This window comes from Prevotella dentasini JCM 15908 (genome assembly GCF_000614065.1).
In the GTDB taxonomy this organism is placed as follows: Bacteria; Bacteroidota; Bacteroidia; order Bacteroidales; family Bacteroidaceae; genus Prevotella; species Prevotella dentasini.
On the sequence record NZ_BAKG01000014.1, the window covers coordinates 41659 to 53742 of the forward strand.

Genomic DNA, 12084 nt, shown 5'->3' on the forward strand with positions numbered 1-12084 from the left:
CATTTAGAACAATTAATAAAAATAAATTATGAGAAAGTTTTTAATGGTATTAGCATTTGCTGGCGCATCAGTTGCCGGCTTTGCGCAGGACGCTGCTACTCAAAAGTATAGCGTAGCTACGAACTCTTTTTGGAACAACTGGTTTGTTCAGGTAGGTGCAGATTGGAATGCTTGGTATTCCGGTCAGGAGCACGGACGCAACGCATCCATCAGCCCAATCAAGAGCTTCCGTTCCAATCCGGGTGCAGCTGTAGCTGTCGGCAAGTGGTTTACACCGGGTCTCGGTCTCCGTCTTAAGGCACAGGGCATCTGGGGCAAGCGCGTAGGTGCTTCTGTCAACCCCAACTCCCGTCTCGACAATAGCAACAAGTACTGGGTAGGTCAGGGTCAGGTAATGTTCAACATGAGCAACCTGCTCCTCGGTTACAACCCGGAGCGTGTATGGAATGTTATTCCTTTCGCAGGTGCAGGTGTTAGCCGTTCTATGAGCGCAAATCGCTACGCTTTCGGCGGTAGCGTAGGCTTGCAGTCGGCATGGAAGCTCAGCGACAAGTTCGGTGTATATGCCGAGGCTGGTTGGAACTGCTTCTCTGGCGACTTCGACGGTGTAGGCGGCACAATGAGCAATAACCGCGGTTGGGACAAGCGCGACAACAACCTCTATGTAGAGCTTGGTCTGAATTTCAACCTCGGCAAGTCTACATGGGACAGAGTTCCAGATGTTGACGCTATCAATGCACAGCATCAGGCTGCCCTTGACGCGCTGAACGCAAGACTCCGCGATTCTGAGGCAGAAAATGCCCGCCTGCGCGATGCACTCGCTAATCAGAAGCCGGTAGAGACCGTATCTCAGTCTGTTAAGGAACTGGTTACAACTCCTATCTCTGTATTCTTCAACCTCAACAGAACCGACATCGCTTCTCAGAAGGATCTCGTAAACGTTCAGGCTCTTGCCAAGTACGCACAGGACAACAACAACAGCCTCGTTGTAACAGGTTATGCTGACAGCGCAACAGGTTCTGCCGAGTACAACCAGAAGCTGTCTGAAAAGCGTGCAGAGACTGTTGCTAACGAACTCGTCAAGATGGGCGTAGCTTCCAGCAAGATTACTACCGTTGGTAAGGGTGGCGTTGAGACTCTGTCTCCTATCTCTTTCAACCGTCGTGCTACTGTTCAGGTTGCTGAATAATCCACGCTTAGGTATAAAACAGATTTATCAGAGTGTCTGCTCCGCAATGGGGCAGACACTTTTTTTGTATGCTAAGATGAAGGAGTCATGCCGGCTCCCTATCTCTGTTTGCGTACTATGACGGGCGTGCTGCCAGCACCGTTTCGTGGCTGTAGGGATAGCGGCGGGGAGGTGATAGTAGTAAGGTGCACATCGCTGTGGGATATAGGGAGTCGCAGGGAAGGGAGGGGGAGATAATGAAAGTGCCGTTTTCGCAGTGCCAGAGTGCCGCTTTGACCAAGCGAAAGCGGCACTTTCGCATGGTGAAAGCTATAAGGTCGGAAAATGATTGTAAATCAGGTGTTTACTCGTGTATAGGACTTTGCTCAACAGCCGGGAGAATGTCCCGCAGCCGTTGAAGGATGTTCTGATGACGGATAGGTGGGTTGTAGGTGTTGAAACCAACGGAAAAGCAGCGAGTGCCGGTTCTATGCCCTGATTGCCGTCGGCTGTTACTTTCCCAGAAATTTGGAGTCGATGTACCGGGTAAAGCCATCGCGGTAGAGGTCTCCGATGGGTACGTAGGTGTTTTCGTCCATGATAATCCGGTTTTTGTTGACCTCCTGTATCTTCTTCAGGTTGACAATCCACGACCGGTGCACGCGCATGAAGCTGTCGGGCAGTCGTTCCTCCATTTTCTTCATGCTCAGGAGGACTATCAGCGGACGCTGTTTCCCGTCAATATATATTTTCATGTACTCGCTCATTCCCTCAATATAGCGTATGTCGCCCGTCTTGATGCGCACCACCTTGTGGTCGGTCTTCAGAAAGATGGCATCGTCCTCGTCGGGCATAGAGATGACAACTGGCTCCTGATGTTCAAGTTCGTACTGCCTTTTCACCTTTTGCGCTGCCTGCCGCAGGTCGTCCTCTGAGAATGGTTTCAGCAGGTAGTCTACGGCATCAACCTTGTAGCCTTCGACGGCATAGTCGCTGTAGGCGGTTGTGAATACGACCAGAGGGTGCATGGCGAGCGAGCGGACGAAGTCGAGACCGTTGAGGTCGGGCATGTTTATGTCTATGAAGATGGCATCAATCTGCTCTGTCTCCATCAGTTTTTTGGCTTCGAGCGCACTCTGACATTCTCCTGCCAGTATCAGAAAGGGCACTTCCCTGATGTAGGATGCCAGTTGTTGTAGTGCCAGTGGTTCGTCGTCGATGGCGAGTGTCCTGATTCTTGTTTCCATATTTCGGTCGTTTTGAAGTCTTGTCCGGTCATGTATTATTGTTCTGCTGACGGCTTTTCGTCTGTCAGGGGCAGGTTGAGCCTGACGCTGTATTCGTTTCCGGTGTCGTCAATGTTGAGCTGATAGTCCTCGTGGTAGATGAGTTCGAGCCGCTTGCGCACGCTTGCCAGTCCTACTCCTCCCTTTTCGTTGGTACTCTCCGTGCCCTTGTTGTTGATGCAGCTGAAGCAGAGGCGTTGCCCGTCAGTTTTCAGGGCGATGTCGATATGGTTCTCCTGCTGATAGCTGACGCCATGCTTGAAGGCGTTTTCAACGAAGGTGATGAGCAGCAGGGGCGGAATCTTTCCCTGAATGGGAGGTGTGGGGAGGCTGACGGATATTTTCAGCTTGTCGGTGAACCGCATTTGCATCAGCCGGATGTAGTTGCTGATGAAGTCGGCCTCCTTCTGTAGCGGTATGAAGGTGTTGTTTCCCTCGTAGAGTATGTACCTCATCATCTTCGACAGCACGATGATGGACGACTTGGCCTTGTCTGGGGCGATGTCGACGAGGGCGTGTATGTTGTTCAGCGTGTTCATGAAGAAGTGTGGATTTATCTGGTATTTCAGATATTCCAGTTGTTGCTCGAGGTTCTTCCGCTTGAGTTCCTGTAGCTGTTTCTCGTCTTCGTTGGTCTTGAAAAAGAACTTCACTGCCAGATTCATGCCCAGCGTGAGCAGCAGGATGATGACGCTGATGATGTCGACCTGCCACAGGAGGAAGGGACGGCGGCTGACCGGCTCTGCCGGGATGGCGAGCCGGTGCGTGCGGCAAGGTCTGATGGTTTCCTGTGTCTGGTTCTGCTGCTGCGTCAGCTCCGTCTGTGTGCCTGCCAGCCGGGGAGAGCGTCTTGGTGGGCGGGTCAGGATGGCAACGGTAATGAAGAGTACTGTCAGTGCGGCAACACAGGCGAAATAGAATCTCTTTCGCTTTTGCAAGACGATAAGCGGTGCGATGAAGAAGTTGTGCAGGAGGAAAATGCCGAAGTAGATGGACAGCATGCGCCACACATGGGCTACGGCAATCCAGTCGAAGGTCTCATGCGAGTTGTTGGCTACCCTGACGTACATCGTGGCAATGGGCATCAGGAAAAGCAGAAGCCATATAATGGTGTGGACAATGTTTTCCTTTTTCTTGTTCAGTATCTTTCCCATAGGCTTTCGGAGGGTGTCTTTTGCAGTCCTGACGGGCTGCCCTGTTGCGTTGTAGGTGAAGATGTTGCAGGCTGGCAGAGGTGCAGGAGTAATGAATCAGCAGTGGGCGGACAGCTGTTTTCGGTCGGTTTTCCGTTCTGTCCTGCCTGTCTTCATGCCGTCGTGGGGCACGGCTGCCGGTACTGGTCAGCGGAGCAGTCGGCGTGCAAACTCTATAATGGTATCGCGGCCTTGACGGAAATCGGAGTCGGCAAGCGAGACCTTGTGGTCCGGGTCTATTCCGAACTCGGTCAGATTCTTGTCCTTGTCGTACATCGGACAGGCAGAGAAACGGACTCCCCATCCGTTGGGCAGCTCGCCGGAGAAAGGAAGTCCGGCACCGCCTCCCGTCCTGTCGCCTACGACGGTGGCTTGCGGACAGCACTTCATGTACTTCACAAACTCGTTGGCTGCCGAGAATACGCTTCTGTTGGCAAGTACTACGACGGGCTTCTGCCACCGTATGCCCTTGCCGGGGCGTAGCGTCTGTCTCTCCATGGCAGAGAAATCGTTGTGCCCCGGCCCTGTCTTGTGTTGCATATAGCCGACGGTCAGCGGCTCGTTGGTGAAGCGCGAGGCCAGTATTTCTGCGTTGGTGATATTGCCTCCGCCGTTGTTGCGCACGTCGATGATGATGCCCCGGCAGGCTTGAAGATAAAGCAGGATTCGGTCGAGGTTTCCCGTCCCGATGCCGTTCTGAAAACTCTCGCAGCGGATGTAGCCCACGTTGTCGTCGAGAATGGTATAGTCCAGTCCGCTCGCTATGAGATAGTCAGTCTTCAGATAAATCCGTTCGAGCGAGTCGGAGTAGTTCTTGGGGTAATCTTCGTGCCATGACCAATAGCGCGATGTGTTGAAGGCAGTGTATAGGTTGACGTGCCCGTCACGCAGTTCTGACAACATCCGGGCCATTACCTCGAACTGCTGACTCTCCGTCATCGAGGCATCGAATTGTCGGGCATAGCGCGTATGGACTTCGTTCCAGTCTATTCCCTTCTGCGTAAAGAAGCAGTAGTGTTCGTCGAGGGTCTTCCAAAGAGCCTCGAAGTTGTCGGTGGGCGTGTCGGCAAAGTCGTCGTTGGTTATGCAGCCGGTGATGGCGGTGAGAGTAACAAGCAGGATAAATATATTAATAAGGCGGAAAAAAAAGCCTCTCCGCGGCTTCGCGGTCAGGTGTCTTATCGTGTTTTGTCGTTCGGAACAGGTTCCGCAACGTTCTGAATCTGCATTACGGTATAGGTACGGACGCGGTGCCGGTCTGCCTCCGTCATGCTTTTTCATGCAGACGGGGCGTCTGTCCCTGTGCGGAGATGAAAATATCATAGGGTTCATGGCAGTATCTAGTTTATGGAGAATGTGCGGACAATGCCGACGACAAGCAGGTTGCTCCACGTGTGGGCCTTGAGATGATTGGCCTTAGACTGCTGAAAGTCGCCGAGATAACCCAGTCGGAGGGTCGTGTGTCGGAGGGTCAGGTCGAGCGAAAGCAGCTGGCGGAGCGAGGGAGTGGTGGTGAATGTCGTCGGGACGATGTTGTGATCGTAGTTGCCTTCAGAGAATATCTCGTAATAGCTCTGGCCGTAATTGGGCGAGAACATGAGTCCTGCGAGTGGTGCCTGTACGGCATAGCGGAGCTGGAACGGACGGTTCCAGAGCCGGAACCGGTAGCCCACGACTGCGGACGGGGCGAGGTTGAGGCTGAGATATGCCTGTGCAGGGTTGTTGGAGTTTCGTGTATTGTAGAGAAATCCGACGTTGGCATCCACGCCGGCACCTACCTTGACGGATAATAGCCCGTTGCCGACCTGCCAGCTCCCGGCTTTCCAGTGTACGTTGTACTGGAAGTTGTAGCCTCCGCCTATCTCGTTGTTGTTGTCGGCACGGTTGTGCGTATAGGCGAGCCGGGCCTGATGAATCAGTTCGCGCGACAGCCTTGTCCCGTTCTCCCTTACCGATTGGGAGACGTAACGGACTTCGCTGCCCGTGTATTCCTCGGGAGAAAGGTAGGTGTCGAGTTGGTTTACTGCCCCGGCGGCTACCATCTGGGCATTGGTTATGACCTTCCGCGGGCGGAGGGTGTCCTGTGCCGGGACGGTCAGGGCGATGCCGGCAAGCAGCGTGGCAAGCAGGATGCGGTGGAGATTACTATTTGCTTTCATCGTCGAAGAGTCGGAGCTGTCCTGTTATTTCGTCTATTACTTGTTGTTGGCTTTTCCCAGCGTCGGGGTCAAGGTTTTCTTTTCGTTCCGTTTCCCGTGCTTTATTGTCGTTCTCGCTCTCGTTGCCGGTAGTGTCTGTAGGCTCGGGGCGGCGCGTTGGTTCCAGTTCCTCAATCTTTTCCACGTGCCATGTGGTGAGCCGTTTGCCCTTTGCCTTGAAACCCTTGACGCCCACGAACTGCTCGGCATCAATGTCTTCAGTTCCGCGCGAGGCGTCTACGCCACCGTAGGTCAGCCGGATGAGCGGATAAGTCTCGTCGGTCAGGAGCACCAGTCGGGAGTTTGGGTTTTCGCTGGCGAAGTTCTGGTGCCGCTTCGACGGCTCCATGAGGAACCGTTTCAGGTACGGATAGCCTTGGTTGTCGGCATCATAGACTACCGCAGTCCACACTTTGTCGGCCTCGAACTTCTCTATCCGTTCTATGTTGTCCTCGTAATGGTTGGCTGCGTCGAACGTGCTCTGGTAGTATTCGCCACCCGGCAGGATGACGAGGATGCTGTCGTGGTCGTTAAATTCTCCCAAGAAGCGTCCGTGTTCCTCGTAGTTGATGCGGTTCACATCGGGGTCGAACCACACCTTGCGTCCGCCAAGCGTGGAATGACCGTGGTTTTTCAGTGAAATACGGTGGATGCTCTTCTTCGTCAGCAGGTTTCCGTTGGCGGCACGTCCCTTAATCATTATGTCTGAGAAACTGCGCTCGAGGAAGATGTTCTGCCGCTTCTTGTCGGGGTCGACATCCAGTGTTATCTTCACCGTCTCGGCCTCACCGTTGGGATTGGCCGTGAAATAGACAACCTTGGAACCCTTCGTTCCGCGCGTCAGGTCGTAGTCGCGGTCTTTCGTAACGGATGTAACGTTGAAACGCTTGATGTAGTAATAACCCTCCGTTCCGTCGCGGTAGATGACATTGTATATCGTTCTCTTGTCGTTTTTCTTGAACACCTGCAGGTGGAGTACGCCCTTGCCGACAAATATTTTGTCGGCAATCTTGATGACTTTATACTTTCCGTTCTTGTAGAAAATGATGACATCGTCAAGGTCGGAGCAGTTTTGGACGAACTCAGCTTTTTTCAGTCCCGTCCCGATGAAGCCTCCCTGACGGTCAATGTAGAGCTTCTCGTTGGCATCGACAACTTTGGCTGCGATGATGGTGTCGAAGCTCTTGATTTCCGTCCGTCGCGGATAGTCCTTGCCATACTTTTCTATCAGATGCTCAAACCATTCGATGGTAACGCGCACCATCTCGTTCAAGTCCTTGTCAATCTCGGCAATCTCTGCTTTATCTTTTGGAGAATCTCGTCTGCTTTGTCCTTGTTGAATTTCAGAATACGCTGCATCTTGATTTCCAACAGGCGGACGATGTCATCCCGTGTTACCTCGCGGATGAATGTTTTCTTGAATGGTTCCAGCTTGGAATCGACGAAAGCGACCACCTCGTCCATGTTCTTGGAGGTCTCGAACTTTCGTTCCTTATATATGCGCTCCTCAATAAAGATGCGTTCCAAGGAGTTGTAGAAGAGCTGTTCTTCGAGTTCGGCCTTGCGAATCTCCAGTTCCCGGCGCAGGAGGGCCTTCGTTCGGTCTGCCGAATGGCGCAGAACGTCTGAGACGGTGAGGAACTGTGGCTTGTTGTCCTCAATGACACAGCAATTCGGAGATATGCTGATTTCGCAGTCGGTGAAGGCGTACAGGGCATCAATAGTCTTGTCGCTCGACGTGCCGGGGGTGAGATGGAGCTGTATTTCCACCTCCGAGGCAGTCATGTCCTCCACCTTTCGTATCTTCAGCTTGCCTTTTTCGACGGCTTTGGTGATGGATTCCTGCAACGAGCTGGCGGTCTTCGTGAACGGAACTTCGCGTATAACGAGCGTCTTGTTGTCTATCTTCTCCACCTTGGCGCGCACTTTCAGCACTCCGCCACGTTGTCCGTCGTTGTATTTCGAGACGTCGATGCTGCCTCCTGTAGGGAAGTCGGGATAGAGATGAAACTCTTCTCCGCGCAGGTAATGGATGGCTGCCTCGCATATTTCGTTCATGTTGTGGGGCAGAATCTTCGACGACAATCCTACGGCAATGCCTCTGCTCCCTGTGCAAGGAGCAACGGGAACTTGACGGGGAGCGTTATCGGCTCCTTGTTGCGCCCGTCGTAGGAAAGCTGCCACTCCGTGGTCTTCGGATTGAATACGGTTTCCAAGGCGAACTTGGAGAGGCGCGACTCTATGTAACGGGGTGCAGCGGCACGGTCGCCGGTAAGGATGTTTCCCCAGTTTCCCTGTGTGTCAATGAGCAAATCCTTTTGTCCCAGCTGCACAAGCGCGTCGCCGATGGAAGCATCGCCGTGAGGATGGAACTGCATAGTGTGTCCGACGATGTTCGCCACCTTGTTGTAGCGGCCGTCGTCCATCCGCTTCATAGAGTGGAGGATGCGTCGCTGAACGGGCTTCAGGCCGTCCTCGATGTGGGGAACGGCACGTTCGAGAATGACGTAGCTGGCATAGTCGAGAAACCAATTCTTGTACATGCCTGACAAATGGTGCACTGCCGAGGCGTCAAACCTGTCGGCAGGCCTGTAGCCGGGAAGGTTTTCGGTGTCCGGATTGTCCTCCTCGTTGCCCGGTTCGTTGCCAATGGCGTCTCCGGAATCATTGGCAGACTTCATGTCTTGGTTGGTCAGCCGTTCCTCTTCAGGACCGTTTGTACCATCCTTGCCGTTCAGACTGTCGTTGCTCTCATCGGTTTTGCCGTATTTCTTCATATCGTCGTCCATATCTTTGTTGGGTGCCTTTTCTCTTTGAATTGCTTGGGCGTAGTGCCGAAGAATGTTGCAAATGTACTAAAAAAACAGCAGACGGGCAAGGATATTGTGGGTCTTTGTAGTCAGTCCAAATGTCCTGTACTCGTTTTCTTTCTCTTTCGTCGGCATAGATAATCTTCCGTGGATTGCCATTTGCCGACCATTTTGTCAGCCCCTCCCTGTCCCATTGCTCTAATATTTCTATATCCGTCCGCCAGTGTCGCCCTGCGGGAGGCAGTATGCCCTTGAAGGTCTTGGGGGGTCTGGCTTTCTCCCGGGGCGTGTATGGGTACCGTGGTATAGTTTCTGCCTTGTGTGTTGTTTTAGGGAAAAGTTTCTTTATGTCATCATCCGTGTATGGGCAGTCTCGGCCCGTCCATTATCTTAAAGTGTATTGAGGAAATTGCGAAGCAGAAGAACGCTCATGATGTTGCTGTTCTTGTGCTTCTCAGTAATGTCGGTGTACATCTTGCCCTTGTTCCTGATATATACGACACCGTCGAGAATGGCTATCTTTATGGCGTCGGCATCGCTTTCCAACGTTGCCATTGCATCATTGAATTGTGCATTTTGGTGTCTGCTGAAATCGGAAAGAAACTTTGCTTCGCCAATAACGTACCGCCCGTGGATACGGGCAACGAAATCAAGTCCTTTGCTGTGATGATAGCCTAATTGTTCTCGGGCAAACAGCTTCATGTCTTGGTCTGACGCGTTTAGGATACCGTCGTCCTCCCTGCTCTCAAACTCCTCTTTCTTCATCAGCGGAAATCCCAACACACCTGAATTGACCCAGTTCTTGAACATCGGACCAATTTGTCGGTTGGTTTCCTTAGGCTGACTGCATTTCTCGTAAAGTTTGTCCAAGTCCATCTCCATTATTTCAGATGCAAGTCGGTTGACGGTTCTCGGATTCCTCTCCAGCGACGACCGGTCTTTTTTAAGGAAAGCCACGTAGCTGTCCTTTATGGGAAAGAGCTTCAGTTTCAGCAAGTTTTCTATCAGTGCCTTGTGGTCCCGGGAATAGTAGGCAGCCTCAACCTTGTCCCAAACTTTCTCGTTCAGGTTTCTGATACCGTTGGGTATTGTAGGATAAACCCTATATAAATCGTCAAGATATGCCTTTTGAGAAGCATACTCAAGACTTTGCTCTAAGAACCAATTCATTTTTATTGGACAAATTATTTAATAAGATGCAGAGACGCCTTAATCTCAATTCTCGCACAAAAGTACAAAGAAAAATCTATAGTCGGGCGTCTGGAAAAGTATATTTATCGTATTGTCCTATGATTATATGACAATGTCGGGCAAGAAGATGTGGTCTTGGGAGATGTCAACACTTCCTGTTTCGTAACTAAGGATGTTTTTAGCCGTAAGATGAAAGAGGCGGAACGGTTCAGCGAGAGTGGCACTTTGACACTGCGAAAGTGCCGGTTTCGTTGTGTCGTTTTGGCCTTTTGCTGAAATGGGGAAGATAATTTTATAGAGAAATTATGTAACTATTTGATGGTCAAATGTTTAATGTGAGGCTTGGAAGGAATGGCAGGCAGACCTTAAAATGAAAGACAGAGCGTGGTGGGAACAGGTAGGGGAAGGATGGAATGTGATATGGTAGCACATGTGGGATGCACGTCTTGGAGCCTGCTTCATTTCGTTTGCAGGTGCAGTGGCAAGGATGCGGTAATTGTAAAGGAAGGACATAAGGCTTTCTTATGTTGTTCACGGGATAAAGCTCCTGACCCTGTCATGTGGTTTTTAATAATAAATATTCCTCGGAGAATCCAATCCCCTAACTTTTATTTCCATTTGCGTGCAAATTGAAAAAGATTGTTTACCTTTGCGGATAAAACAGAAAAAATATCAAATTTAGATACAATCATGGCACAGGAAGATGTTTTCAAGAAGATTGTGAGCCATTGCAAGGAATATGGCTTTGTATTTCCAAGTAGCGAAATTTACGACGGACTCGCAGCTGTCTACGACTACGGGCAGAACGGTGTAGAGCTGAAGAACAACATAAAGCAATACTGGTGGCAGTCGATGGTACTGCTTCACAACAATATCGTGGGCATCGACGCCTCCATATTCATGCACCCTGACGTGTGGAAGGCAAGCGGCCACGTAGACGCGTTCAACGACCCGCTGATAGACAACCGCGACTCGAAGAAACGCTACCGTGCCGACAATCTCATCGAAGACCAGATAGGCAAGTACGAGGAGAAGATTGAGAAAGAGGTGGCAAAGGCTGCCAAGAAGTTCGGAGAGGCGTTCGACGAGGCCAAGTTCCGTGAGACCAATCCGCGTGTACTTGTAAATCAGAAGAAGCGCGACGAACTCCATGCCCGCTATGCCGAGGCTATGCAGGGGCCGGACTTGGAGGCTCTGAAGCAGATTATCGTAGACGAGGAGATTGCAGACCCCATCAGCGGTACCAAGAACTGGACCGACGTGCGCCAGTTCAACCTGATGTTCTCTACCGAGATGGGAGCGTCTGCCGATTCGGCCAGCAAGATTTATCTCCGCCCGGAGACGGCTCAGGGTATCTTTGTCAACTTCCTCAATGTTCAGAAAACCGGCCGCATGAAGCTGCCGTTCGGCATCTGCCAGATAGGCAAGGCGTTCCGCAACGAGATTGTAGCCCGTCAGTTCGTGTTCCGCATGCGTGAGTTCGAGCAGATGGAGATGCAGTTCTTCTGTCAGCCGGGTACGGAGATGAAGTGGTTCGAATATTGGAAGAAGCACAGGCTGGCATGGCACGAGGCTCTGGGCATGGGAGACGAGAACTATCGCCTGCACGACCATGAGAAACTGGCGCACTATGCCAATGCCGCTACGGACATAGAGTTCCGCATGCCGTTCGGTTTCAAGGAGGTGGAGGGCATCCACTCCCGTACCGACTTCGACCTTTCGCAGCACGAGAAGTTCTCGGGCAGGCAGGTGAAGTACTTCGACCCGGAACGTAATGAGAACTATACTCCATACGACGTGGAGACCTCTATCGGCGTAGACCGCATGTTTCTCACCGTTTTGTGCCACAGCTATACGGAGGAACAGCTCGAAAATGGTTCCAGCCGTGTCGTTCTGAAGCTGCCCGAGCCACTGGCTCCGGTGAAGTGTGCCGTGCTTCCGCTCGTGAATAAGGACGGACTGCCGGAGAAGGCACAGGAGATTGTCAACGAGCTGAAGTTCCATTTCAACACCCATATTGAGGCGAAGGACTCCATAGGGAAGCGTTATCGTCGTCAGGATGCCATCGGCACGCCTTTCTGCGTTACCGTAGACGGCGACACGCTGACCGACAACACCGTTACCCTGCGCCACCGCGACTCCATGAAGCAGGAGCGTGTGCCGGTAGAGAAGCTGCGCGGGATAATCGAGGACCGCGTTTCCATCACCTCGCTGCTGAAGAAGATAGACATTGACTAA

Annotated in this window: 7 protein-coding genes and 1 pseudogene; 2 read left to right on the forward strand and 6 right to left on the reverse strand. The window is 52.0% G+C overall.

What is annotated here, in order from left to right; translation table 11 throughout:
- Positions 1 to 28: 28 nt before the first annotated feature.
- Positions 29 to 1189, forward strand: a complete 1161-nt coding sequence (locus JCM15908_RS08095; protein ID WP_025002966.1) for an OmpA family protein — start codon at positions 29 to 31, stop codon at positions 1187 to 1189.
- A gap of 491 nt (positions 1190 to 1680) precedes the next feature.
- On the opposite strand, the gene JCM15908_RS08100 is transcribed toward JCM15908_RS08095, so the two are convergent.
- From JCM15908_RS08100 to JCM15908_RS08125, 6 genes and pseudogenes are all read right to left on the reverse strand, one after another.
- Positions 1681 to 2415, reverse strand: coding sequence for a LytR/AlgR family response regulator transcription factor (locus JCM15908_RS08100; RefSeq protein ID WP_025002967.1), 735 nt, complete (start codon positions 2413 to 2415; stop codon positions 1681 to 1683).
- Positions 2416 to 2450: 35 nt separating this feature from the next.
- Positions 2451 to 3608: a sensor histidine kinase gene (locus JCM15908_RS08105; protein ID WP_025002968.1), complete on the reverse strand. Its 1158-nt coding sequence runs from the start codon at positions 3606 to 3608 to the stop codon at positions 2451 to 2453.
- A 186-nt stretch (positions 3609 to 3794) separates the two neighbouring features.
- Positions 3795 to 4928 carry a S41 family peptidase gene (locus tag JCM15908_RS08110; RefSeq protein WP_025002969.1) on the reverse strand — a complete coding sequence of 378 codons (1134 nt, stop codon included), beginning with the start codon at positions 4926 to 4928 and terminating at the stop codon, positions 3795 to 3797.
- 59 nt (positions 4929 to 4987) lie between these two features.
- On the reverse strand, positions 4988 to 5806 hold the full coding sequence (locus JCM15908_RS13125; RefSeq protein WP_051530780.1) for a DUF3316 domain-containing protein: 819 nt from the start codon (positions 5804 to 5806) through the stop codon (positions 4988 to 4990).
- A pseudogene (locus JCM15908_RS13130) lies at positions 5793 to 8526 on the reverse strand (DNA gyrase/topoisomerase IV subunit A). Before JCM15908_RS13130 ends, JCM15908_RS13125 begins: the two are co-directional and overlap by 14 nt.
- Positions 8527 to 9045: 519 nt before the next feature.
- A complete protein-coding gene (locus tag JCM15908_RS08125) occupies positions 9046 to 9825 on the reverse strand; it encodes a restriction endonuclease (protein ID WP_025002970.1) in 780 nt (259 codons plus the stop codon).
- A gap of 711 nt (positions 9826 to 10536) precedes the next feature.
- On the opposite strand from JCM15908_RS08125, the gene JCM15908_RS08130 reads away from it, so the two are divergent.
- A complete protein-coding gene (locus tag JCM15908_RS08130; RefSeq protein WP_025002971.1) occupies positions 10537 to 12084 on the forward strand; it encodes a glycine--tRNA ligase in 1548 nt (515 codons plus the stop codon).